18 protein-coding genes are annotated in these 25,495 nt (G+C 69.3%); 8 read left to right on the top strand and 10 right to left on the bottom strand.

What is annotated here, in order from left to right:
- The first annotated feature begins 12 nt into the window (after positions 1-12).
- Positions 13-477: a nucleoside deaminase gene (locus AB7E83_RS05810; protein ID WP_428566397.1), complete on the top strand. Its 465-nt coding sequence runs from the start codon at positions 13-15 to the stop codon at positions 475-477.
- Between the two features lie 17 nt (positions 478-494).
- Here AB7E83_RS05810 and AB7E83_RS05805 read toward each other — a convergent pair whose 3' ends face one another.
- The 3 genes from AB7E83_RS05805 to AB7E83_RS05795 form a co-directional block, all read right to left on the bottom strand.
- The gene (locus AB7E83_RS05805; protein ID WP_428566395.1) at positions 495-1,397 is read right to left on the bottom strand and encodes an ABC transporter permease; all 903 of its coding nucleotides are present in this window, start codon (positions 1,395-1,397) and stop codon (positions 495-497) included.
- Positions 1,390-2,229, bottom strand: coding sequence for an ABC transporter permease (locus AB7E83_RS05800; RefSeq protein ID WP_428566392.1), 840 nt, complete (start codon positions 2,227-2,229; stop codon positions 1,390-1,392). Before AB7E83_RS05800 ends, AB7E83_RS05805 begins: the two co-directional genes overlap by 8 nt.
- A gap of 182 nt (positions 2,230-2,411) precedes the next feature.
- On the bottom strand, positions 2,412-3,506 hold the full coding sequence (locus AB7E83_RS05795) for an ABC transporter ATP-binding protein (RefSeq protein ID WP_428566390.1): 1,095 nt from the start codon (positions 3,504-3,506) through the stop codon (positions 2,412-2,414).
- 220 nt (positions 3,507-3,726) lie between these two features.
- Here AB7E83_RS05795 and AB7E83_RS05790 point away from each other — a divergent pair, with 220 nt between their 5' ends.
- Positions 3,727-4,782, top strand: coding sequence for an extracellular solute-binding protein (locus tag AB7E83_RS05790; RefSeq protein WP_428566387.1), 1,056 nt, complete (start codon positions 3,727-3,729; stop codon positions 4,780-4,782).
- Here AB7E83_RS05790 and AB7E83_RS05785 read toward each other — a convergent pair whose 3' ends face one another.
- Positions 4,783-5,541 (bottom strand): GntR family transcriptional regulator, encoded by a 759-nt coding sequence (locus tag AB7E83_RS05785; RefSeq protein WP_428566384.1) that lies wholly within the window; start codon positions 5,539-5,541, stop codon positions 4,783-4,785.
- Positions 5,542-5,730: 189 nt separating this feature from the next.
- Between AB7E83_RS05785 and AB7E83_RS05780 the strand changes: the two genes are divergently transcribed.
- The 6 genes from AB7E83_RS05780 to AB7E83_RS05755 are packed head-to-tail and all read left to right on the top strand — an operon-like array spanning position 5,731 to position 12,533.
- The gene (locus AB7E83_RS05780; RefSeq protein ID WP_428566381.1) at positions 5,731-6,456 is read left to right on the top strand and encodes a maleate cis-trans isomerase family protein; all 726 of its coding nucleotides are present in this window, start codon (positions 5,731-5,733) and stop codon (positions 6,454-6,456) included.
- Between the two features lie 4 nt (positions 6,457-6,460).
- A complete protein-coding gene (gene hydA, locus AB7E83_RS05775; RefSeq protein WP_428566379.1) occupies positions 6,461-7,906 on the top strand; it encodes a dihydropyrimidinase in 1,446 nt (481 codons plus the stop codon).
- A gap of 1 nt (position 7,907) precedes the next feature.
- A complete protein-coding gene (locus AB7E83_RS05770) occupies positions 7,908-9,335 on the top strand; it encodes an amidase (RefSeq protein ID WP_428566376.1) in 1,428 nt (475 codons plus the stop codon).
- Entirely contained in the window at positions 9,332-10,099 is a 768-nt protein-coding gene (locus AB7E83_RS05765) for an aspartate/glutamate racemase family protein (RefSeq protein WP_428566374.1), read from the top strand. Before AB7E83_RS05770 ends, AB7E83_RS05765 begins: the two co-directional genes overlap by 4 nt.
- Before the next feature lie 36 nt (positions 10,100-10,135).
- Positions 10,136-11,500, top strand: coding sequence for an amidohydrolase family protein (locus tag AB7E83_RS05760; RefSeq protein WP_428566371.1), 1,365 nt, complete (start codon positions 10,136-10,138; stop codon positions 11,498-11,500).
- 37 nt (positions 11,501-11,537) lie between these two features.
- Positions 11,538-12,533 (top strand): Bug family tripartite tricarboxylate transporter substrate binding protein, encoded by a 996-nt coding sequence (locus AB7E83_RS05755; protein WP_428566369.1) that lies wholly within the window; start codon positions 11,538-11,540, stop codon positions 12,531-12,533.
- Positions 12,534-12,570: 37 nt separating this feature from the next.
- Here the strand turns inward: AB7E83_RS05755 and AB7E83_RS05750 are convergent, their stop codons facing one another.
- From AB7E83_RS05750 to AB7E83_RS05725, 6 genes are all read right to left on the bottom strand, one after another.
- Entirely contained in the window at positions 12,571-14,334 is a 1,764-nt protein-coding gene (locus AB7E83_RS05750; protein ID WP_428566366.1) for a hypothetical protein, read from the bottom strand.
- 113 nt (positions 14,335-14,447) lie between these two features.
- The gene (locus AB7E83_RS05745) at positions 14,448-14,669 is read right to left on the bottom strand and encodes a hypothetical protein (protein ID WP_428566363.1); all 222 of its coding nucleotides are present in this window, start codon (positions 14,667-14,669) and stop codon (positions 14,448-14,450) included.
- A gap of 7 nt (positions 14,670-14,676) precedes the next feature.
- Complete coding sequence (locus AB7E83_RS05740) at positions 14,677-16,395, bottom strand: ATP-binding response regulator (RefSeq protein WP_428566360.1); 1,719 nt, start codon at positions 16,393-16,395, stop codon at positions 14,677-14,679.
- 35 nt (positions 16,396-16,430) lie between these two features.
- A complete protein-coding gene (locus AB7E83_RS05735; RefSeq protein WP_428566358.1) occupies positions 16,431-23,594 on the bottom strand; it encodes a HAMP domain-containing protein in 7,164 nt (2,387 codons plus the stop codon).
- Positions 23,595-23,787: 193 nt separating this feature from the next.
- Entirely contained in the window at positions 23,788-25,047 is a 1,260-nt protein-coding gene (locus tag AB7E83_RS05730; protein ID WP_428566355.1) for an RNA polymerase sigma factor, read from the bottom strand.
- Between the two features lie 16 nt (positions 25,048-25,063).
- Positions 25,064-25,474: a VOC family protein gene (locus AB7E83_RS05725; RefSeq protein ID WP_428566352.1), complete on the bottom strand. Its 411-nt coding sequence runs from the start codon at positions 25,472-25,474 to the stop codon at positions 25,064-25,066.
- Between the last annotated feature and the right edge of the window lie 21 nt (positions 25,475-25,495).

The raw sequence follows: 25,495 nt of genomic DNA, 5'->3' as shown, positions 1-25,495 counted from the left end.
TAGTTCCTTTGGATGACGAACGACGACGAACACTGGATGGCGCAGGCCTTGCACGAAGCCGAGGCCGCGTATGCGCGCGGCGACTGGCCCACGGGCGCGTTGGTGGTGAAGGACGGACGCCTGCTCGCCACCGGCCAGAACCGGCAGGTGAGCACCGGCGACCCGCTGCTGCATGCGGAGCCCGATGCGATCCGTCGTGCGGTGGCAGCGCACGGCCCCCATGCCACGCAAGGCGCCACCCTCTACTGCACGATGGAGCCGTGCCCGATGTGCGCCGGCGCGCTGCAGCTGGCCGGCATCTCGCGGCTCGTGCTCGCGCTGCGCCACGCCACCCTGCGCCGCACGGACCTCGGCCGCTTCTCCATCGAAGCCCACTGCGCGATGACGGGCCATGCGCTCGCGCTCACCGACGGCGTGCTCGAAGCCCCCTACCTGGCCTTGCGCCTGCGCTGGGGACGCGACCGCGTCGCGCACTGAGTCCATCCGGCGCGTCCTCATCGCAGGTGGCGGGAAATGCCCGCGACGCGCTCCATCAGGAGCATGAGCAGCAGCGTGGCCGTGACCAGCACGCCCGAGAGCGCGGCGGCGCGCACGTCGAGATTGCTCTCGATGATCTGCCACATGCGGATCGGCAGCGCCTGCGACCGCGCGTCGGACAGGAACAGGCTCACCGCGACGTTGTCGAAGGAATACATGAAGCCGATGAACGCGCCCGCGGCGACGCCGCGGAAGATGAGCGGCAGCGTCACGGTGCGGAAGGCATAGACCGGGCCGGCGCCGAGGCTGCGGGCGCTTTCCAGCATCGCCGGGTCCATCTGCGCCAGACTCGCCGTGGTCGTGCGGAACACGTACGGCGCCGTGATCGCGACGTGGCCGATGACGAGCGTGGTGAAGCTCAGGCCGCTGCCCGCGAGGTTGAACAGCATGAGCAGGGCCAGGCCGAGCGCGAGGCTGGGCAGCATCAGCGGCGAGAGGAATAGCGTCTCGATCATGCGCGCCCAGGCTTCGCGGCGCTTCGCGAGCGCCATCGCAGCCGCCACGCCGAAGACGATGGACACGCTGCTTGCCGCGGCGGCGAGCTCGAGCGACAGCACCAGCGCGTCCATCAGTTCGGGCGACTCGTTCCACAGCGCCGAGTACCAGCGCAGCGAATAGCCCGGCGGCGGAAACTTCAGCGAGAAGCCGCTCGTGAACGAGGTAATCACGACGACGACCGTCGGCGCCATCAGCAGCAGCGCGGACAGGCCGGCGAGCACGATGCAGGCGGCCATGAAGCTGCGGCGCTCCCACGCGGAGCGCCACGACTCGCGGAGTGCGGATGCGGGCGCCGGCTCGGCCGCCGCCGCCGCCGCCGCCGCCAACTGTGCCGGTGCTTCGGTCACGGCGGCGTCATGCATGGACAAACCCCTTCGCCCGGCGGCCGAGCAGGTTGACCACGGCGACCACCGCCATCACCGAGACGAGCAGCACCACCGCGACGGCCGCCGCGAACGGATAGTCGTTCGCCTGGATCGCCTGCTGGTACATGTAGAACGGCATCAGGATGTACTGCCCGCCGCCCACCAGCGTCTGCGTCACGAAGGCGCTGACGCTGGACGCGAACACGAGCAGCGAGCCGGCCAGCAGGCCCGGGATCGCGAGCGGCAGCGTCACCTGCCACAGCGTGCGCCAGTGCCCCGCGCCGAGCGCGAGCGAGGCCTGGCGCAGGTTGGGGTCGGTGTTCATCAGGGCGGTGATGACCGGCAGCACCATCAGCGGCAGCTCGATCTGCGCGACGGCCAGCGTGACCGCGCCCGGGGTGTAGAGCAGGCGCAGCGGCTCCGCGATCCAGCCGAGCGACAGCAGGCTGGTGTTGACGATGCCCTGCCGCCCGAGGATCACGACCCACGCGAAGGTGCGCACCACCGCGCTCGTGAGCAGCGGCAGGATGATCAGCAGCATGAGCACGGCCTGCCAGCGCCGCGGCGCGAGCGTGTACGCGTAGGCGAGCGGAAAGCCGAGCAGCAGCGCGAGCAGCGTGACCTTGAGCCCCAGGCCGAGCGTGCGCAGCAGCACGCCCTGGTTGAAGCCGTCGCCGAAGAAGCGGCGGTACTGGTCGACGCCGTGCTTCGTCATCGCGGCGTCGCCGTAGAAGCTCACGTAGAGCAGCAGCAGGAGCGGCACCAGCACGAACAGCAGGAAGAAGCCGCCGAGCGGCGCGGCGAGCAGCATCGACCGGTTCGCCGTCAATGGACGACCCTCCGCGCTACGCGCTGCGGGGCGATTCGCCTTGGGGCGGCCCGGCGGCTCATTGGAATACCCTCCGCGCTACGCGCTGCGGGGCGATGAGCCTTGGGGCGGCCCGGCGGCTCATTGGAATACCCTCCGCGCTACGCGCTGCGGGGCGATGAGCCTTGGGGCGGCCCGGCGGCTCATGCCGCCTCCGGCACGAACACCGCCGCCGGCGCGCCGTCGCGCAGGCGCAGCGCCACCCGCTCGCCGGGCTGCACGCGCGCGTCTTCGCCGTGGCGCGGCACCGTGACCTTCACGCTCGTGCCGCCGTCGAGCATCAGCTCGTAGACGAGCTGTGGCCCGAGCGGCACCACCATCGACACGGTGCCGTGCGGGCCGCCCGTGCCCTGCGCGGCGAAGGCGAAATGCTCCGGCCGCACGGACAGCAGCGCGGCGCCGTCGCGCGAACACGGCGCCGCGTCGTCGAGCGCGAGTTCGCCGCCCGCGTCGCATTGCAGCGCGTAGCCGCTGCCCAGGCGCTGCAGGCGACCCTGCAGCACGTTCGCCGTGCCGATGAATCCCGCGACGAAGCGCGACGCCGGCCAGTCGTAGATCGTCTCCGGCCGGTCGAACTGTTCGACGCGGCCCGCGTTCATCACCGCGATGCGGTCCGCCATGGACATGGCCTCTTCCTGGTCGTGCGTCACGAGCAGCGTGGTGATGCCGAGCTCGCGCTGGATGCGGCGGATCTCCATCTGCATGTCCAGCCGCAGGTTCTTGTCGAGCGCGGCGAAGGGCTCGTCGAGCAGCAGCACGCGAGGCGCCACGGCGAGCGTGCGCGCGAGCGCGACGCGCTGCTGCTGCCCGCCCGAGAGCTCGCGCGGCATGCGGTGCGCCAGCGCCGTCATCTGCACGAGCTCGAGCATGCGGTCCACCGTATCCCGCTCCTGCGCGGCGGCCACGCCGCGCGCCCGAAGCCCGTAGCCGACATTGGCCCGCACGTTCATGTGCGGAAACAAGGCGTAGTTCTGGAACACGATGCCCACCCCGCGCTGCGCGGTCGGCAGTCCGTCCACCTGGCGTCCGCCGATCAGGATGCGGCCCGCCGACTGGCGCAACAAGCCCGCCACGATGCGCAGCAGCGTCGTCTTGCCGCATCCGCTCGGCCCGAGCAGGGCGACGAGCTCGCCGGGCTCCACCAGCAGGTCGACGTCCGCCACCGCGACGGAGTCCCCGTAGCGGTGCCGAACACCCGCGAACTGCAGCGGCACACCCGCATCCTTGATCTGGCTCATGCCGAGGGACTATCAAGAAGCGTGCCCGCGTGGCCGCCTGTTTTGGACACAATCCGATGTCACATTGGACACAATCTGGTGCCTCGCACGCACCAGCATGGCATGCGATGTCCGCGAATCGGGCGGCCGCTTCGCTCCCTGAAGGGGTAGAGGGAGGGGGACGCGCCGTGGCACACAGCTTGCGTCTGCCCGGGCTCGTCCAACCTCCGGAGCCCCGACCATGTCCCTCGTATCGCCGAACCGCCGTTCCTTCCTGCACGCCGGCGCGGCCGCGGCCGCCACGCTGGGCCTGCCCGGCCTCGCCCTTGCCCAGTCGCGCTCGCTCTCCGCCACGACCTACCCCGGCGCATGGGAGTCGGCCCACCGCCAGATCCTGCTGCCCGCCTTCTCGAAAGCGAGCGGCGGCGCCGGCACGAACCTCGTCGCGAGCCTCGCGGTCGACACCGTGTCGAAGATCGTCGCGTCCAAGGCGAACCCGCCCTTCGACGTGATCATCCTCGACGAGGGACCCTACCTGGCCGCGCTGCAGCACGACATCTTCGAGAGGATCCCGACGGACAAGCTCACGCACCTGAAGGACATCCCGTCGAAGTTCGTCGACCCCCGCGGCACCGGCGTGTTCGTCTCGGGGCAGATCATCGGCATCGCCTACAACACCGAGAAGATCAAGACGCCGCCGAAGAGCTGGAACGACCTGCTCAAGCCCGAATTCAAGGGCCGCGTGGGCCTGGCCGGCATGGGCTCGACGCTGATGTCCGCATGGATGGCGGAAATGGCGCGCCTGAACGGCGGCAGCGAAGAGAACATGGAGCCGGCGTTCGCCTTCGTCAAGCGCCTGCTGCCCAACGTGAGCGCGGTCGCGTCCAACCCGGGTTCGCTCGCCACCCTGTTCCAGCAGGGCCAGATCGACATCTCGATCCACTACAACAACAACGTCGGCGACCTGCAGTCCAAGGGCGTGCCCATCGCGCTCGTGAAGCCCGACACCGGCTGGATCCACATCAAGAGTTCGATGCACATCGTCAAGAACTCGAAGAACGTGGACCTCGCCGCGACGTACATCAACGCGGCGATCAGTCCCGAAGTGCAGACGCAGATGGCCGACTCGCCCTACATCGTGGCGCCCACGAGTTCGCGCGCGAAGTTCAGCAAGTCGCTGGCCATCTACGCGCCCGACAGCAAGGCGCTCGAAGCCATGAACGGCGTGGACTGGGCGAAGCTCAACCCGCGGCGCGCCGAATACATCGACCGCTTCAACCGCGAGATCCGGGTCTGATCAGGCCGCGGCGCGCCGCTTGCGCGGCGGCGCGGCCGCGAGTTCCCGCACGAGCGACTCGAGCCCGTCGCCCTTCGCGGCGGCGGGCTCGGCCTCCAGCGAGGCCTCGATGCTCTCCAGGTGCGCCAGCATGAGGCGCGTCGCCGTGCGCGCATCGCCGCGCTCCACGGCCGCGAGGATGTTCTCGTGTTCGCCGGTCCTGCAGGTCGACGCCGTCGGCGCCTGGTTCGCGAGGATGGCCAGGCAAGTGCGCAGGGTGAGTTCGTCCATGCTCTTCGCGATCGCGCGGTTGCCCGCGGCCTGCGCGAGCGCGCGGTGGAATTCGCCCGACAGGCGCACCGCGCTGCGGCGATCGTCGTCGGTGTATGCCTTCTGCTCCTCGCGCAGGATGCGCCGAAGTCCCAGCGCGCCTTTCTTCGTGCAGTTCGCGCACAGGCGCGACACCACCCACGGCTCGATCAGGCGCCGCGCCTCGAAGATCTCGCGCGTCTCGTCGAGATCGGGCGCCACCACGGTCACGCCGCGGTTCGGCTGGTGCTCCACCAGGCCCTCGTGGATGAGACGCTGCAGCACCTTGCGTACCTGCGTGCGGCTCACCTCGAACAGGGCGGCCAGGCGCTCTTCGCGCAAGCGGGTGCCGGGGGCGATGCGGTGCTCGGTCAGGCCCGCGACGATCTGCTCGTACATGCGCTGCGTGCGCCGCGCGACGTCGCCGGTGGCGGCGTCGGCGGCGTCGGCCTGCGCGGAGGATTCGGTCAAGCTCATGTCGGTGTTCGGACGCAACGGGTGTGCCAGCTTACTGCACGCAGGGTACGCCCCGTTTTGGATACAAAACTGGCGCACTCCTGTGCACGCGCCCCTCACGCGCACCAGACGCGACCGGCGATGGCGCGCAGCGAGCTGGCGCAAAGCTTGCACGCAGGGCACCGCAACAGGAGAACCCCTTCCATGCAACGTGCCCTGCTCGGCATGCTGACCCCGTCGTCCAACACCGTGCTCGAGCCGGTGACCTGCGATCTGCTGCGGGACGTGCCGGAGGCGTCCGCGCACTTCTCGCGCTTCGCCGTGACGCGCATCGCGCTCGGCGACAGCGCGCTCGCGCAATTCGACACGCCCGGCGTGCTGGCCGCGGCCGAGCTGCTGGCTCATGCGCGCTGCGGCGTCATCGCTTGGAGCGGCACGTCGTCGTCGTGGCTCGGCTTCGAGGCCGACGAGCGCCTGTGCCGCGCCATCGAGGCGGCGACCGGCGCGCGAGCCTGCACCTCCGTGCTGGCGCTCAACGAAGTGCTGGCGCGCACCGGCGCGCGGCGCGTCGCGCTGATCACGCCCTACACGGCCGACGTGCAGGAGCGCATCGTCGCCAACTACCGGGCCGCGGGCATCGGCGTCGTCGCCGAGCGCCACCTCGGCCTTTCGGAGAACTTCGCGTTCAGCGAAGTGGAACCGGCGGTGCTGTCGAAGCTCGCGCGCGAAGTCGCGCGGAGCCGGCCCGACGCCATCGCCATCCTCTGCACCAACCTGCGCGGCGCGCCGACCGTCGCGCAACTCGAAGCGGAGCTCGATCTGCCCGTGTACGACAGCGTCGCCACGGCCGTGTGGAAGTCGCTGCGGCTCGCCGGCATCGACACCCGCCGTGTGCGGCGCGGCGGCCGCCTGTTCCAGGAACCCCATTGACCCGATGATTTTCGACACCCTGCTCCTCAACGCGGAAGTCGCCACGGCGAGCGACCGCTACCGCGCCGACATCGGCATCCGCGACGGCCGCATCGCCGCCATCGGACGCGACCTCGGGCGCGCCGACCACACGCTCGATGCGGCCGGCCGCCTGGTCACCCCAGGCGGCGTCGATGCGCACTGCCACCTGGACCAGCCCACGTCCGACGGCTCGAAGATGGCCGACGACTTCGTCACCGGCACGCGCTCCGCCGCTTGCGGCGGCACGACGACGATCATCCCGTTCGCCTGCCAGTTCAAGGGGCAGAGCCTGCAGGCGGCCGTGGACGACTACCACCGGCGGTCCGAGGGCAAGGCGGCGATCGACTACGCCTTCCACCTGATCGTCAGCGACCCGACGCCCGGGGTGCTGCGCGACGAACTGCCTCGGCTCGTCGCCGCGGGCTACACCTCGTTCAAGGTCTACATGACCTACGACGACATGAAGCTCGACGACCGGCAGATCCTGAACCTGCTCGCCGTCGCGCGGCGCGAAGGTGCGATGACGATGATCCATGCCGAGAACGCGGACTGCATCGGCTGGCTCACCGAGCAACTGCTCGACGCCGGCCTCGGCGCGCCGCGCTACCACGCGCACGCGCGGCCGATGCTCGTCGAGCGCGAGGCGACGCACCGCGCCATCGCGCTCGCCGAACTCGCCGACGTGCCCATCCTCATCGTGCATGTGTCCGGACGCGAGGCGGTGGACCAGATCCGCACGGCCCAGGGGCTCGGTCTCAAGGTGTTCGGCGAGACCTGCCCGCAGTACCTCTTCCTCACCGGCGACGATCTCGGCGGCGAGGGCTTCGAAGGCGCGAAGTGCATCTGCAGCCCGCCGCCGCGCGACAAGGCAAACCAGGAGGTGATCTGGCGCGGGCTGGAGAACGGCACGTTCCACGTGCTGTCGTCCGATCACGCGCCCTTCGCCTATGCCGGCCCAGACGGCAAGAAGGCGCACGGTCCGGACGCGCCTTTCAGCGAGGTACCGAACGGCATTCCCGGCCTGGAGACGCGCATGCCGCTCCTGATGTCGCACGGCGTGATGGACGGGCGCATCGACATCCACAGCTTCGTGGCGCTCGCTTCCACCAACGCGGCGCGCCTGTACGGCCTGTTCCCGCGCAAGGGCACGATCGCGGTCGGCTCCGACGCCGACCTCGTCGTCTGGGACATGGACCGGCCGCGGACCATCCGCAACGCGCTGCTGCACCATGCCGTCGATTACACGCCCTACGAAGGCATCGAGGTGAAGGCGTGGCCCGCGATGACGCTCTCGCGCGGAGAGGTCGTGTGGCGCGACGGCGAATACCTGGGCCGCGCGGGGCACGGGCAGTTCCTGCCGTGCGAGCGACCCGCGCTGGCCGGCACGCGCGGTCGCGGCCACCGCGGACCGCTGTGGAAGCCGAACTGACATGAGCGGCACCGAGGCGCTCTGGAAGCTGTCGGCCCGGGACACGGCCGCGGGCGTGACGCGGCGCGACTTCAGCGCGGCCGAAGTCGCGCGCAGCGTGCTGGCACGGCTCGACGCGGTCAATCCGCGACTGAACGCCGTCATCGGCCACGACGCGGACTGGACGCTCGCGCAGGCGCATGCCGTCGACCGGCGCATCGCGGCGGGGGAAGCGCTGCCGCTCGCGGGCGTCGCCGTCACGGTCAAGGACAACCTCTGGGTGGGCGGGCGGCGCATCACGCAGGGCTCGCGGCGGTTCGCCGACTTCGTGGCGCCCGCCGACGCGTGGGCGGTCGAGCGCCTGAAGGCGCGCGGCGCGGTGCTGGTGGGCATCACCAACTGCTCCGAGTTCGCGTGCAAGGGCGTGAGCAACAATCCCGCGCACGGCATGACGCGCTCCCCCTGGGACCTGGCGCTGACGCCGGGCGGCTCGTCCGGCGGCGCGGCGAGCGCGACCGCCGCCGGCATCGGCGCGCTCGCGCTCGCGACCGACGCGGGCGGCTCCACGCGCCGGCCCGCGGCGCACGCGGGCCTGGTCGGCATGAAGCCGAGCTTCGGCGTCGTGCCTTGTGGCCCCGGCTTCGACGAGCCCAACTTCGGACTCTCCGTCATCGGCCAGATCGCGCGCGACGTCGAGGACGCGACGCTGATGTGGGAACATCTGCTCGGGTTCTCGCCGGCGGACTGGGGCTCGCAGCCGGTCTGCGTGGCGCGGCCGCGGCTCGCGCAGGCGCCCGCGCGCGACCTGCGCATCGCGTGGAGTCCCGACCTGGGCTGCGACTTCGCCGTCGACGCGGATGTCCACGACGCCCTGGCCTCGCTGGTGGGTCGGCTCGAAGCCGATGGCTACCGCATCGAGACGGCGTCTCCGACCTGGCCCGAGGGTGTCCGCGAGTACCCGCTGCTCAAGCTGCAGCAGGCGGGCCTCGCCGCGCTGCACGGCGGCGCGATGGATGCCGACGCGGGCCTGCTCGACGAGGACATCGCCGCGCAGATCCGCCTCGGCCGCACGCACACCGCCGAAGACATCGCGCGCGTGCTGATCCTGCGCGAGCACATCCACGCCGCGTACGCCGCGTTCTTCACGCGCTTCGACCTGCTGCTGTGCCCGACGACGCCCGCGGTCTCGTGGCCGGTCGAGCAGCTCGGCCCCGCGGTCATCGGCGGCCGTGCCGCCGGCCCGCGCGGCCATGCGGTGTTCACGCCGTTCTTCAACTACGCGCAGGCGCCGGCCTGCAGCGTGCCGGCCGGCCTCGTGCGCGGCTTGCCCATCGGGCTGCAAGTGGCGGGCCCGCGCTACGGCGATGCAACGGTGCTCGAGATGGCGGCGCACCTCGAACGGCTGGCGGGGCCGCCACTGCGTCCGGCGCTCTGGAACGACGTCCCATGAAACTCCTGTTCATCAACCCCAACATCTCCGAAAGCGTCTCGGCGCTGATTCGCGCCGAGGCGGTGCGCAGCGCCTCGCCCGGGACGGAAATCGACGTCGCCACCGCGTCCAGCGGCGTCGCCTACATCGAGACGCGCTTCGAGGCCTTGCTCGGCGCGCACGCCGCCGCGCAGATCGCGGCCGAGCGCCATGAACGGGCCGACGCCATCGTCGTCGCGGCCTTCGGCGACCCCGGGCTCATGGCGCTGCGCGAAGTGTTGCCCTCCCCCGTCACCGGGCTCACCGAAGCGGCGCTCGCCAGCGCCTGCCTGCTGGGTCGGCGCTTCTCCATCGTCGCCATTTCGCAGCGCATCCGCGCCTGGTATGCCGAGACCGTCGATGCCTACGGTCTCGGCTCGCGGCTGGCCAGCATCCGCGGCCTCGACGCTGCGCTGCCCGACATCGGCGCCGTGCAGGGAACGCAGGGCGAACGACTCGTGCAGCTCGCCCTGCATTGCGTGCAGCACGACGGCGCGGACGTGATCGTTCTGGCCGGGGCGCCCCTGGCGGGCCTGGCGCGCGACGTGGCCGACCGGATCCCCGTCCCGGTGGTCGACGGCGTATCGAGCGCGGTGCGCCATGCGGAGACGCTGGTGCGCATGCGTGCCGGGAAAGCCCGCGCGGGCAGCTTCGCGCCGCCGCCGGCCAAGGCCCACCAGGGACTGTCGCCGGAGATCGCGCGGCTGCTGGCGCGCGCGCACGGCGGCGGGCTCATGCAGGACTGACACGCACGACACGCACGACACGCAATGGAGACACCCTTGAGTCCGACCCTCGCCCCCTCGACCGACACCGTCGATTTCGACCTCCTTCTCACCGACGCGATGGTCATCACCGCGGACCCGTCGCGGCCGCTGCTGCGCGGCGGCTTCGTCGGCGTGAAGGACAGTCGCATCGCGTGGCTGGACACCGTGGCGCCGCAGCGCTTCGCGGCGAAACGGACGCTTCGGCTCGCGGACCGCATCGTCACGCCCGGCTTCGTGAATCCGCACCTGCACGCGGTCCTGACGATGGTGCGCGGCGTCGCGGCGGACCTCGGCTTCGCGCCTTCGTACACGCCCGGCATACCGAAGGGCACGCAGGTGGATGCGCAGCAGGCGCGCGCACTCGCGCGGCTCGGCGCCGTGGAGGCGCTGATGTTCGGCTCCACCGTCGTCGGCGACAACTTCGTCCACGCGGATATCTGCGCGGAGGCGATGGTGGAGCTCGGCCTGCGGCTGTGCCCGAGCTGGCGCATCCACGACGTCGACTTCGCGCGCGTCGCGCGCGGCGACTGGCACCACGACCCCGCCATCGGCGAGCGCACGCTGCAGGCCGGGCTCGACCTGCACGCGCGCTGGCGCGGCCATCCGCGCGTGCAGGTCAACCTCGCCGCGCATGCGGTGGACACCTGCTCGAACGGATTCCTGCGCGAGGTCGCAGCCGCGGCGAAGGCCAACGACCTGGTCGTGTCCACGCATCTCGGGCAGAGCCGCGTGGAAGTCGAGCGCGTGCGCGAGCGCACGGGCCGCACGTCCACCGAAGTGCTCGACGAAGTCGGCCTGCTGAACGCGCGCCTCATGGGCGGCCACTGCATCTACGTGACGCCCGCAGACATCGAGCGACTCGCCCGCGCCGGTGCGCACGCCGTCCACATCCCCAAATGCAACGCGGCCTCGGGGCGGCTCGCACCCACGCCGGCACTGATGGAGGCGGGCGTGAACATCGCGCTGGCCACCGACACCCAGCATGGCGACATGGTGGAGCTGATGCGATGGGCGCTGGCGACCGCGCGCGTGCAGCAAGGCGGCGTGAACGACGCCTGGCAGCCGCACCACGTCTTCCACATGGCCACGCTCGGCGGCGCGAAGGCGCTCGGCCAGCACGGCGAGATCGGCAGCCTCGAAGTCGGCAAGAAGGCGGACCTCGTGGTCTTCGACGCGTCGCGTCCGCACCTGCGCCCCCACGTCAATCCGGTCGGCACGCTCGTGCACAACGGCCAGGGACGCGACGTCGAGCTGGTGCTGGTCGACGGCGAGATCCTGGTCGAGCAGGGCCGGCCGACGCGCGTGGACCTCGACGAGATCTGCCGCGACGCCGAGACGGCGGCGCGCGCGCTGTGGAGCGCGGAAGGCAAGCCGTACTGAACCCCCACCCCATCCCTCCAACCCACCGAGACCTTCCATGCCCCACCCCACCCGCTCCCGCTTCCTGCGCGCCGCGCTTGCGCTCGGCCTCTGCGCATTCGCCATCACGCCCGTTCATGCCCAGGAAGGCGCGAGCGCGTTCCCGAGCAAGCAGATGCGCATCCTGGTGCCGTTCCCGCCCGGCGGCGCGGCGGACACCTTCGCGCGCTTCATCGGCGAGCGCCTCGCGCGGACCTGGTCGCAGCCGGTCGTCATCGAGAACCGTCCCGGCGGCGGCGGCATCGTCGCGACACAGGCGGCGGCCAACGCGCCCGCCGACGGCTACACGCTGCTGGTGGTGACCGTGGGTCATGCCGTGAATCCGCATCTGCATGCCAAGCTGCCCTACGACACCGAGAAGGATCTGCAGCCCGTCGCGAAACTCGCTTCGCTGCCGAGCGTGCTCGTGGTGAACAACAACGTCCCCGCGCGCAGCGTGGCGGAACTGCTGGCCCTCGCGAAAGCGAAACCCGGCAAGGTCAGCTATGCCTCGTCCGGCAACGCAACCACCAGCCACGTCGCGGGCGCGATGCTCGCCAGCCGTTCGCGCTCGGACCTGCTGCACGTCCCGTACAAAGGTTCGGCGCCCGCGATCACGGACCTGATCGGCGGCCAGGTCGACATGATCATCGACCCGCTGGTGTCGTCCGCGCAGCACATCAAGGCCGGCAAGCTGCGCGCGCTGGCGATCAGCACCGCGAAGCGCTCGCCGCTCGCGCCGGAGCTGCCGACGCTGGCCGAGGCCGGCGTGCCGGGCTACGATTTCTCGGCGTGGTTCGTGCTGCTCGCGCCGAACGGCGTGCCCGCACCCATCGTGAAGAAGCTGAACGACGAGGTCGGCCGCATCCTCGCGTCGAGCGAGACGCGCGAGAAGTACCTGGCGATGGGCGCGGAGCCCGGCGCGGGAACGCCGCAGGAACTCGCCGCCTTCATGAAGGGCGAGATCGAGCGCTACGGGCAGCTGGTGAAGGCGACGGGGATGCGGGCGGAGTGATGCGGAATCGCGGTGGATCGATCCCGCCCGCCCCGCGTCAGGGCGCGATCGCGCGCGGCTCCGCCAACAGCTGCGCTCGCTTCCGCAGATCCGTGAGCCGGGCGTTGACCGCCGCCTCCAGGGTGCCGAGCGGCACGGGCTTGATCTTGAACGGCGACTTCGTGTAGATCGACACGGCCTGCTCCTTCAGCGCCCGGAGGTGCTCGTTGGCAACCGTCTCGTGCGCGGAGCTGCGCGGCGTGGCCGCATGCATCACGTCCCGCACGTCCGCCACCACGCCGCTGTTGAGGAGGATCGCGGACATCACCGGGCTGGACTTCACCACCGAATCGAGCAGGTTCATGTAAGCGCCGTTGGCGTTGTTCACGACCTCCGTCCAGGTGTAGTTGAGCGCCTTGAACGGGGGCATGCCGCTGTACGACACCGTGCTCGCATCCGGGACCTCCGGCACGTAGCGGATCTCGGTGGCCTTGTTCAGCATGGAGGTCGTCACGATCTTGACCTCCTTGAGCACCTTGTCGATGGCGCTGCTCTCCAGTACGGTCCAGACGATCTTGAAAAGAAATTCGAGGCCCGCGAGGATCGCATCCACGATCTTGCTCGCGCCGGCGGTGGTGGCCGTGAGCACGATGCTCGTGACGCCCTTGGCGAGGGTCCATGCAGCCACCGCCTGCCGCAGCTCGATGCCGCGCCGGATGCCGGAGCGCAGCAGCGCGAACTCGCCCTGGGTCGTGACAAGCGTCTCGGCCTGCAGGGTGAGCGTGCGGCGCAGCCATGCATCCTCGATCAGGCCCGCCGTGCCCTCGAGCGCGTCGCCCACCCCGCCCACGAACTCCTTGCAGGCTTTCATGATGAAGTGGAAGACCGCCTTGGCCGCCAGCTTGAGCACGCCGATGATCTCGCCCGCATCGTGCTGCACGAAGATCGCCTTGAGCTTGGCCCCCGCCCAGTCGACGAACTTCTTCATGATGCGCGCCAGGAAGTCGTAGAACTGGTGCGCGGCGCTCTTGATGCGGTCCCAGGCGCCCGTGCCGTACTGCGCCTTCTCCGCCGCATTGCCGATGTCGTAGGCGGCATAGCCGATCGCCGCGGCGCCGCCCACGCTGCCGCCGCAGGCGCCCTGGATGTCGGTCGACAGCTTCATGAAGGCGTCGACGCCGCCCGCGGCGTCGGTGATCGAGAAGGCGGTCATGAGTCCGCCCGCGATGAAGCCCGTGGGCTCGGCGTTGACCTCGATGTTGCCGAGCAGGAGAAGCACGTCGCGGCGGATCTCCTTGGCGCGTGCCTCGCCCATGTCGTCCGCCACGCCGCCGAGCGAGGCGATGAAGTCGACATACTTGGCGATGTCGACCATGATGTTGTCGCGGTTGCGCGCATCCCGGTAGTTGGTGCCGAACGTGCCGACGCTGCTGCCGGTGATCCGGAACGCGAATCCGCGGTACTCGTCGAGCGCGTGGCGCAGGTTCTCGGCCTCGCGCCGGTTGGTGATGTCGCGAATCCAGGACGCATAGGCCGTGTCCACCCGCTGGAGCCTGTCCCCGCGCGACTTGGTCGTCTTGAACAGCCGGCTGGACATGTGGCCTTCGACGTCGGTCGCGGCCCGCCACGCGTCGACGCTCTGCGGCGGGACGAACTGCTTGAAGAAGTTGACCTCGGTCGCGCTGAACGCGCGCGGCGCCACCGTGACCTGCTGGATGGGACCGATGGCCGGCGCGAAGCCCCCGCCGCTTCCTCCACCGCCTCCGGCCGCGGCACGCGCGATCGCGCTTTGAACGAAAGCTTCTGTCAGTTGCTGAGGCACGGCAGATCCCCTCCCATGTAATAGATAAGGGGATTTTGCAACGGTGAGTGCGCGAGTCAAGCTCGCTTTTACGGGCGGCGAGGCGCAGTCGTCGCGCCGATGCAGCGCCGGCGTCAGATTTCCGGCATGCCTTCGAGGGATTCGATATCCGCCACCGCCTGCGTCAGGTTCGCCGTTTCCCGCTGCTCCGACCACCGGGGCACCTTCGCGGCCGGCGCCGCCGTACCGAGCTTCAGGAAGCGCTCGCGCAGGAAAATTTTGTAACCATTGCCGTCGTACTCGATCCGGTAGCTCAGCTGCTTGCCGGTGCTGCGAGTGTGGAAGGCGGTTTTCATCCCGGCGTCAGAGCGATCCCTGCAGGCCAGGCTTCGGGGCGCTGGCCGCGCGCGGCTGGGCCGCCACTTCCTCGAGCAGCGACTGCAGCGCATCCACCGCGATCGGCTTGACCAGGTGCCGGTCGAAGCCCGCTTCGCGCGAACGCGCCAGGTCCTGCTCCTGGCCCCAGCCGGTCAGCGCGACCAGCACGCGCCCGGCGCCGCCGTCCTGCGCGCGGATGCGCCGGCAGGCTTCGTAGCCGTTGAGCTTGGGCATGCCGATGTCGAGGATCACGATCTCGGGGTCGAACTCGGGCACCGCGAGCGCCGCCGCCTCGCCGTCGTGGACGACGTGCGCGGTGTGCCCGAGCAGATCCAGGAGCGCTGCCAGGGTGTCCGCGGCATCGACGTTGTCGTCGGCCACGAGGATGCGGAATCCCGCCTGAACGCCAGCCATGGCTTCCTCCTTTGCCGCCGGCGCCGCCGGCACTTCTTCCGCCGCGATGGGCAGGGACACCATGAATCGACTGCCGCGTCCCGGTCCGTCGCTGTACGCCTTGATGGTACCCCCATGCATCTGGACCAGGCGCTGCGTCAGCGCCAGGCCGATGCCCAGGCCGCCGCGCGAGCGCGACAGCGCCGACTCGACCTGCGAGAACATGTCGAACACCTTCTCGAGCGAGTCGTGCGGAATGCCGATGCCCGTGTCCCGGATCGTCACCACGGCGTGGCGGTTTTCCACCAGCACGGCGACTTCGATGCGGCCGCCCGCGTCGGTGTACTTCGTGGCGTTGTGCAGCAGGTTCACGAAGGCCTGCGCCAGGCGCGTGCGGTCGCCATCGACCGCGATCTGCCGGTCGGGCAGGAGCACCGTGAAATCGTGCCTCGCCGCATCGACGTGCGGGCGCACGGTCTCGATCGCATCGGACAGCACGTCGTTGAGCGTGACGACTTCGCGCTTCAGCTCGACCCGGCCCTGGTTGATGCGGCTCACGTCCATCAGGTCGTCGATGAGGCGCGTGAACGCGTTCACCTGCCGGTCGACGAGCGCCGTCGCCCATTGCACTCGGTCGAGCTCGTGGCCGCGGCGCTTGAGGATCTCGACCGCGTTGCGCACCGGCGCGAGCGGGTTGCGCAACTCGTGCGCGAGCGTGGCGAGGAATTCGTCCTTGCGGGCGCTCGCCGCCATCAGCCGCGCCTCGCTCGCCTCCAGCTCCGCGGTGCGCTCGGTCACGCGGCGGTCCAGGGTCTGGTTCAGTTCGTTGAGCTTCTGCTCGGCATGGCGGCGCTCGCCCACTTCCGCGAGCAGCATGCGGTTGGCCGCCTCGAGCATTCGGCCCTTTCGGTGCAGCTCGGCGAACACGCCCACCTTGGAGCGCAGCACCGACGGATTGACCGGCTTGTGCAGGTAGTCGACCGCGCCCGTGCCGTAGCCTTCCAGGATGTGCTGGTCCTCGTTGTAGTAGGCGGTGAGGAAGATGATGGGAATGCGCGAGGTCTTCTTGCGCTCCTTCACCATCGCGGCGAGCTCGAAGCCCGACATGCCGGGCATGCGCACGTCGAGCACCAGCACCGCGAACTCGTCGGCCATCAGCGCGAGCAGGGCTTCCTCCCCCGAGGTCGCGCGCACGAGGCGGTAGCCGGGGTCGTCCAGCACCGTCTCGAGCACGGCGAGGTTCTTCGGCTCGTCGTCGACGATGAGGATGTTCACCGCCAGCGGCGGCGTCGCGCCTTCGTGGTTGTCCATGGTCGCCCTCTCCTTCTTGTGTACTGCGTCCCGCATCAGCGGTAGAGCCACACCCGCATGAGCGAAAGCAGCTGGTCCGTGTTGACGGGCTTGGAAATGTAGTCGCTGGCGCCGGCATCGAGGCACTTCTCTCGGTCGCCCTTCATCGCCTTGGCCGTCAGCGCGAGGATGGGCAGCGTGCGGAACGCGGGGTCCTTGCGAATCTCGCGCATCGTCTCGTAGCCGTCCATCTCCGGCATCATGATGTCCATCAGGACCATCGCGAGGTCGGGCGTGCTCTTGATGATCTCGATCGCCTGCCGCCCGTTGGTGGCGCTGATGACCTCGACCTCGTGGTTCTCGAGCACCGAAGTCAGCGCGAAGATGTTGCGCGCGTCGTCGTCCACCACGAGCACCTTGCGGCCATGCAGGACCTCGGACGAGTTGTGCAGCTTCTCCAGCATCGCCTGCTTGGCCTGCGGCAGCTGCGTCACGACGCGGTGCAGGAACAGCGCGGTCTCGTCGAGCAGGCGCTCGGGCGAACGCACGTCCTTCAGCACGATGCTCTTGGCCATCGCGTTCAGGCGCGACTGCTCGTCGGAGTTCAGGTCCTTGCCGGTGAACACGACCACGGGCACGCCGGAGAGCCGATCGTCGCCGCGCATCTGCTCCAGCAGGTCGAAGCCGCTCATGTCGGGCAGGCGCAGGTCGAGCACCACGCAGTCGAACGGCTCCTTGCGCATCGCGGCCAGCGCGGCCTCGCCGCTGCCCGCCGAGGCGATGTCGATGTCGTCGTAGCCGAGCAGCTCGACCACGGCGTCGCGCTCGATGGCATTGTCCTCCACCACCAGCAGGCGGCGCGTGCGCGGCTCGGTGAAGTCCTTCAGGCGGTCGAAGGCGGCTTCGAGGTTGGCCGTCGTCGGCTCCTTCAGCAGGTAGGCGAAGGCGCCGTGCGACAGGCCGTGCTGGCGCTCCTCTTCCAGCGTGCAGATCTGCACCGGGATGTGCCGCAGCGCCGGGTCGAGCTTCAGCTGGTTGAGCACCGTCCAGCCCAGCATGTCGGGCAGGAAGATGTCGAGCGAGATCGCGCTCGGGTGGTACTGGCGCGCGAGCGACAGGCCGACCGAGCCCTTCATCGCCACCAGCCCCTTGAAGCCCTTGTCGCGCGCGAGGCCGAGCAGGATGCGCGCGTAGTGCGGATCGTCCTCGATGATGAGCACGACGGCGTCGCCGGGCTCGATCCGCTCGCGGTCGTCGGCCACGTGCTCCTCGCGCGCCACCGGCAGCGCGAGCACGGGCATCGACGGCGAATGCTCGCTGCCCTTCGTCTGGCGCATGACCGTCGAGGAGTCGGGGCCCGAGTAGTGCAGCGGCAGGAACAGCGTGAAGGTGGAGCCCTGTCCGGGAATGCTCTTCAGTCGAATCTCGCCGCCCAGCAGCACCGCGAGTTCGCGCGAAATGGCCAGGCCGAGGCCGGTGCCGCCGTACTTCCGGGACGTGCCCGCGTCGGCCTGCTGGAAGGCCTCGAAGATCAGGCGCTGCTTGTCCGGCGGCACGCCGATGCCGGTGTCCTCCACCGCGAAGGCGACCACGTGCTGCGACTGCGAGAGCACGGGATGGTCGGCCGTCCAGCCGCCGTTGACGAGGCCCACGCGCACTTCCACATGGCCGTGCGAGGTGAACTTCACGGCATTCGACAGCAGGTTCTTCAGGATCTGCTGCAGGCGCTTGGGGTCGCTCGCCATCGAGCGCGGCAGGTCGTCCGCGAACTTCACCACCAGCGGCAGGTTCTTCGCCTCGGCGACGTGGCGGAAGTTGCGGTCGATCGACTCGCGCAGGCCGCCGAAGCCGATCTCCTCGACGTCCAGCGTCACGGTGCCCGACTCGATCTTGGAGAGGTCCAGGATGTCGTTGATCAGGTTCAGGAGGTCGGAGCCCGACGAGTTGATGTTGCGCGAGAACTCGACCTGCTTGCCCGACAGGTTGCCCGGCGCGTTCTCGGCCAGCTGCTGCGACAGGATCAGGATCGAGTTGAGCGGCGTGCGCAGCTCGTGCGACATGTTCGCGAGGAATTCCGACTTGTACTTCGACGTGAGCGCGAGTTCGGACGCCTTTTCCTCCAGCGCGCGGCGGGCCTGCTCCACCTCGGTGTTCTTGCGCTCCACTTCGGCGTTCTGCTCGGCGAGCAGGCGCGCCTTCGTGCCCAGCTCCTCGTTGGTCTGCTGCAGCTCGATCTGGCGGGCCTGCAGTTCCACCGTCAGCTCCTGCGACTGCTTCAGCAGGCCCTCGGTCCGCATGGTCGCCTCGATGGTGTTGAACACCGCGCCGATGCCCAGGGCGAGCTGGTCGAGGAAGTTGAGGTTGACCGCGGTGAACGGGTGGAGCGACGCGAGCTCGATCACCGCCTTGGTCTGGTTCTCGAACAGCACCGGCAGCACGACCACGCTCACCTGCTTCGCCGAACCGAGGCTCGAGCTGATGCTGACGAAGTCGGCGGGCACGTCGGTCAGCAGCGTGCGGCGGTTCTCGACCGCCGACTGCCCCACCAGACCTTCGCCGAGCGCGAGCCGCGGCGGCAGCGCGACGCTGCCGGTCTGCGCGTAGGCGGACAGCAGCACGAGCTCGTTCTTGCCGTCCTCGAACTGCGTGTTGTGATAGACCGAGCCCTGGTGCGCGCTCACCAGCGGCGCGAGCTCCGACAGCAGCGTCTTGCCGACGGTGGAGAGATCGCGCTGGCCCTGCATCATCGACGTGAAGCGCGCGAGGTTGGTCTTGAGCCAGTCCTGCTCGCGGTTCGACTCCGTGGTCTCGCGCAGGTTGGAGATCATCGTGTTGATGTTGTCCTTGAGGTCGGACACTTCGCCGCGCGCTTCCACCTGGATCGAGCGCGTCAGGTCGCCCTTGGTCACCGCCGTCGCCACTTCCGCGATGGCGCGCACCTGCGTCGTGAGGTTGGCCGCCAGCAGGTTCACGTTGCCCGTCAGGTCCTTCCACGTGCCCGCGGCGCCCGGCACGTGCGCCTGGCCGCCCAGCCGGCCTTCCACGCCCACCTCGCGCGCGACGTTCGTCACCTGGTCGGCGAAGGTCGCGAGCGTGTCGGTCATGTTGTTGATGGTGTCGGCGAGCGCCGCGACCTCGCCCTTGGCCTGCACCGTGAGACGCTGCGTGAGGTTGCCGTTGGCCACCGCCGTCACGACCTTCACGATGCCGCGCACCTGCTCGGTGAGGTTCGATGCCATGAAGTTCACGTTGTCGGTCAGGTCCTTCCACGTGCCGGCCACGCCGGGCACCTGGGCCTGGCCGCCGAGCTTGCCTTCGGTACCCACTTCGCGCGCGACGCGGGTCACCTCGCCGGCGAAGGAGTTGAGCTGGTCGACCATGGTGTTGATGGTGTTCTTCAGCTCCAGGATCTCGCCCTTCACCTCCACGGTGATCTTCTGGTTCAGGTCGCCGCGCGCGACAGCCGTCGTCACTTCCGCGATGTTGCGCACCTGGGACGTGAGGTTCACGCCCATCGTGTTGACCGAGTCGGTCAGGTCCTTCCACGTGCCCGCCACGCCGGGCACGACGGCCTGCACGCCGAGGCGGCCTTCCGTCCCCACCTCGCGCGCCACGCGCGTGACTTCGGAGGCGAAGGAGCGCAGCTGTTCCACCATCGTGTTGATGGTCTCCTTCAGCTGCAGAATCTCGCCGCGCACGTCCACCGTGATCTTCTTGGACAGGTCGCCGGCGGCCACGGCGATCGTCACTTCCGCGATGTTGCGGACCTGCGCCGTGAGGTTCGACGCCATCGAGTTCACGTTGTCGGTCAGGTCCTTCCACGTGCCCGCGACGCCGGGCACCATGGCCTGGCCGCCGAGCTTGCCTTCGGAGCCCACCTCGCGCGCGACGCGCGTCACTTCGGAGGCGAAGGCCGAGAGCTGGTCCACCATCGTGTTGATGGTTTCCTTCAGCTGGAGGATCTCGCCCTTCACGTCCACCGTGATCTTGCGTCCGAGGTCGCCCCGCGCGATGGCGGTCGCCACGTCGGCGATGTTGCGCACCTGGCCCGTGAGGTTGTTGGCCATGGAGTTGACGTTGTCCGTCAGGTCCTTCCACGTGCCCGCGACACCCGGCACCACGGCCTGCCCGCCCAGCTTGCCTTCCGTGCCCACCTCGCGCGCGACGCGCGAGACTTCGGCCGCGAAGGAGCGCAGCTGGTCCACCATCGTGTTGATGGTCTCCTTGAGTTCAAGAATTTCCCCGCGCACGTCCACGGTGATCTTCTTGGACAGGTCGCCGTTCGCCACGGCGATGGTCACGTCGGCGATGTTGCGGACCTGGTTGGTGAGGTTCGACGCCATCGAGTTGACGTTGTCGGTCAGGTCCTTCCACGTGCCGGCCACCCCGGGCACCTGCGCCTGTCCGCCGAGCCGGCCTTCGGTGCCGACTTCGCGCGCGACGCGCGTCACTTCGGAGGCGAAGCCGTTGAGCTGGTCCACCATCGTGTTGATGGTTTCCTTCAGCGCCAGGATTTCGCCCTTCACCTCCACCGTGATCTTGCGCGACAGGTCGCCGCGCGCGATGGCGGTCGCCACGTCCGCGATGTTGCGCACCTGGCCCGTGAGGTTGGACGCCATGAAGTTCACGTTGTCCGTCAGGTCCTTCCAGGTGCCGGCGACGCCGGGCACCTGGGCCTGTCCACCGAGCTTGCCTTCGGTGCCCACCTCGCGCGCGACGCGCGTCACTTCGGAGGCGAAGCCGTTCAGCTGGTCCACCATCGTGTTGATGGTGTTCTTCAGCTCGAGAATCTCGCCCTTCACCTCCACCGTGATCTTGCGCGAGAGGTCGCCGCGCGCCACGGCCGTCGTCACTTCCGCGATGTTGCGCACCTGACCCGTCAGGTTGTTCGCCATCGAGTTGACGTTGTCGGTCAGGTCCTTCCAGGTGCCGGCCACGCCGCGCACCACGGCCTGGCCGCCGAGCTTGCCTTCCGAGCCCACCTCGCGCGCCACGCGCGTCACTTCCGAGGCGAAGCCATTCAGCTGGTCGACCATGGTGTTGAGCGTGTTCTTCAGCTCGAGAATCTCGCCCTTCACGTCCACCGTGATCTTCTTGGACAGGTCGCCGTTGGCCACCGCCGTCGCCACGTCCGCGATGTTGCGGACCTGCGCGGTGAGGTTGTTCGCCATCGAGTTGACGTTGTCGGTCAGGTCCTTCCAGGTGCCCGCGACGCCCGGCACCTGCGCTTGGCCGCCCAGCTTGCCCTCGGTGCCCACCTCGCGGGCCACGCGCGACACTTCGCCCGCGAAGCCGTTCAGCTGGTCCACCATCGTGTTGATCGTGTTCTTCAGCTCCAGGATTTCGCCGCGCACGTCCACGGTGATCTTCTTGGAGAGGTCGCCCCGCGCCACGGCCGTCGTCACTTCCGCGATGTTGCGAACCTGCGCCGTGAGGTTGTTCGCCATGGAGTTGACGTTGTCGGTCAGGTCCTTCCAGGTGCCCGCGACACCCGGCACCTGCGCCTGGCCGCCCAGCTTGCCCTCGGTGCCCACCTCGCGCGCCACGCGCGACACCTCGCCCGCGAAGCCGTTCAACTGGTCCACCATCGTGTTGATGGTGTTCTTGAGTTCGAGCACCTCGCCGCGAACGTCCACCGTGATCTTCTTGGAGAGGTCGCCGTTCGCCACGGCCGTCGTCACTTCCGCGATGTTGCGCACCTGGCCGGTGAGGTTGTTCGCCATGAAGTTCACGTTGTCGGTCAGGTCCTTCCAGGTGCCCGCCACGCCTTCCACCACGGCCTGTCCACCGAGCTTGCCTTCCGTGCCCACCTCGCGGGCCACGCGCGACACTTCGCCGGCGAAGGCGTTCAGCTGGTCCACCATGGTGTTGATGGTCTGCTTCAGCTGGAGGATCTCGCCCTTCACTTCCACCGTGATCTTGCGCGAGAGGTCGCCGCGCGCGATGGCGGTCGCCACGTCCGCGATGTTCCGCACCTGGCCCGTGAGGTTGGAAGCCATCGAGTTGACCGAGTCGGTGAGGTCCTTCCACGTGCCCGCGATGCCCGGCACCACGGCCTGGCCGCCCAGCTTGCCTTCGGTGCCGACCTCGCGCGCGACGCGCGTCACCTCCGACGAGAAGCCGTTCAGCTGGTCCACCATCGTGTTGATGGTTTCCTTCAGCTCCAGGATCTCGCCCTTCACGTCCACCGTGATCTTGCGCGAGAGGTCCCCGCGCGCCACGGCCGTCGTGACCGTCGCGATGTTGCGCACCTGCGAGGTGAGGTTGTTCGCCATGGAGTTGACCGAGTCGGTCAGGTCCTTCCACGTGCCGGCGACACCCGGCACCACGGCCTGGCCGCCCAGGCGCCCGTCGGTGCCGACCTCGCGCGCCACGCGCGTCACTTCGGAGGCGAACGAGCGCAGCTGGTCCACCATGGTGTTCGTCGCTTCCTTCAGCTGAAGGATCTCGCCGCGCACGTCCACCGTGATCTTCTTCGACAGGTCGCCGTTCGCCACCGCGATCGTCACGTCGGCGATGTTGCGGACCTGCGCCGTCAGGTTGCCGGCCATCTGGTTCACGGAGTCCGTGAGGTCCTTCCACACGCCCGACACGCCCTTCACCTGCGCCTGGCCGCCGAGCTTGCCTTCGGTGCCCACCTCGCGCGCGACGCGCGTCACTTCGGAGGTGAAGACCGAGAGCTGCTCGATCATGGTGTTCACGAGTTTCGCGGAGCGCAGGAACTCGCCCTTCAGCGGCCGGCCGTCGACCTGGAGTTCCATCGACTGGCCGAGGTCGCCCTTGGCCACCGCGCCGATGGTGCGCGCGATGTCCGTCGTCGGCCGGACGAGGTCGTCGATCAGGGTGTTGAACGAATCGACCTGCTGCGCCCAGCTGCCCATGGCGCCGGGCGAGGAGATGCGCTGCGAGAGCCGGCCTTCCTTGCCGACCGTGTCGCTCAGGCGCTCGGCTTCGGTGGTGATGCGCTGCGCGTTGCCGATGCACTGGTTGAACGCTTCGGCGATGTTGCCGTCGGTGCCGCTCCAGTTGGCGGGCAGGCGGGCGGTGAAATCGCCGGTTGCGAACGATCGGAGCGCAGCCAGGATTTCCCGGGCCTGCGCCTCGGCGAGAACGGAATCACGAATCTGGATCGGTTCGACGGCGGGCGGCGTTCGAAGCGTCGTGCTGCCGTTGCCCTTCGGGGCCCTCTTCTTGCTGCCGGCCGGAATTGCTGTGTCCATTGCTCGCCTTCTCAACGACGGGAGGTCGACGCACGTGCGGTGCGCCAGCGCAACGGTAGTGTGTGGCGGCGCTTCCCTTTGCGGCGTAGGACGACACCGACATCGCGTCAACTCATCCGCGCGAAGTGACGGATTCACGCGCATTCGCATGCGATGTGCGTCGCCGATGCGCCCGGACGCGCCCGGACGCCTGTCAGCCCGCGCGCTGCCTCAGCAGTTCCTTCTCGCGCGCGTTCGTGGCCAGTGCGGCGGCGCGCAGGAACTCCGCGCGCGCCTCCTCGGTGCGTCCCATGCGCGACAGGAAATCGGCGCGCACGCTCGGCAACAGGTGGTAGCCGGCGAGCGACTTCTCGTGCAGCAGACCGTCGACGATCGCCAACCCGGCCTCGGGACCCTCGGCCATGGACACCGCGACGGCGCGGTTGAGCTGGACGACCGGCGAGCCCGACATCGCGGCAAGCTGCGCATACAGGTCCGCGATGCGCCCCCAGTCGGTCGCCTCCACGGAGCCCGCCCGGGCATGGCACGCCGCGATGGCGGCCTGCAGGTGATACGGTCCCGGTGCGTTCGTCGCGGCGTCCGCGCGCTCCAGCGCCGCCAGGCCGCGCCGGATGAGCAGGTGGTCCCAGCGTCCGCGGTCCTGGTCCGCCAGCAGCACCGGGCGGCCCTGCGCATCCGTGCGGGCGCCCATGCGCGACGACTGCAATTCCATGAGCGCGACCAGGCCCTGCGCCTCCGGCTCGTTCGGTGCGAGCTGCGCCAGCACGCGGCCAAGCCGTACGGCCTCCTGGGCGAGCGCGGGTCGCATCCAGTCCTCGCCCGAGGTCGCGGTATAGCCCTCGTTGAACACGAGGTAGATCACTTCCAGCACCGAGGCGAGCCGCTGCGACAGCGCCTCGCCGCGCGGCACTTCGTAGGGCACCTTCGCCTCGGCCAGCGTCTTCTTCGCCCGCACGATGCGCTGCGCGACGGTGGGCTCGGGCACGAGAAAGGCGCGCGCGATCTCGTGCGTGGTCAGGCCGCCGAGCAGTTTCAGGGTCAGCGCCGCGCGCGCGTCCGTGGAGAGGACGGGATGGCAGGCGGTGAAGATCAGGCGCAGCAGATCGTCGCCGATCTCGTCCTGCCGCGCGGCGTCGAGCGCATCCACGAAATCCGGCACGATGTGCGCCTCCCGTGCTTCCAGGTCGTGGCCGATTTCCTCGAGCTTTTCCGCCTGCATGCGCAGGTGCCGCAGATGGTCGAGCGCGCGGTTCTTCGCCGTGGCCGTGAGCCAGGCGCCGGGATTGAGGGGCACGCCTTCGCGCGGCCAGTGCTCCAGCGCCGCCACCAGCGCGTCCTGCGCCAGTTCTTCCGCCAGCCCCACGTCGCGCACCATCCGCGCGACGGTGGCGATCACCTTCGCGGACTCGATGCGCCAGACGGCGGCGATCGCCTCGTGGACGGCCGAATGCACGGCGGCGGCCCCGGGATCAGCCCGGCTGCACCGCCTTCGGGTCCATCCACATCACTTCCCAGACATGGCCGTCCGGGTCCTCGAAGCCGTGCGAATACATGAAGCCGTGGTCCTGCTTCGGGTTCGGCGCCGTGCCGCCGGCGGCGAGCGCCTTCGCCACGAGCTCATCCACCTCCTCGCGGCTCTCGCACGACAGGCAGATGAGCACCTCGGTGGCCTTGCTCGCGTCGGCGATCGGCTTCTTGATGAAACCCTGGAAGAACGGTTCGCTCAGCAGCATGGCGTAGTTGTGGTCCTCGGTGATGACCATGCACGCGGCCTTGTCGTTCGTGAACTGCGGATTGAACTCGAAGCCGAGCGCGGAAAAGAAGGACATGCTGCGCGGCAGGTCCTTGACCGGAAGATTGACGAAAATCATGCGTCCCATGGTGTGCTCCTCTGTTTCGAT

This window comes from Ramlibacter sp. (assembly GCF_050250995.1).
Classification (GTDB): domain Bacteria; phylum Pseudomonadota; class Gammaproteobacteria; order Burkholderiales; family Burkholderiaceae_C; genus Ramlibacter.
The sequence above is the reverse complement of the archived record's forward strand: the minus strand, read 5'-3'. Positions and strand labels throughout refer to the sequence as shown.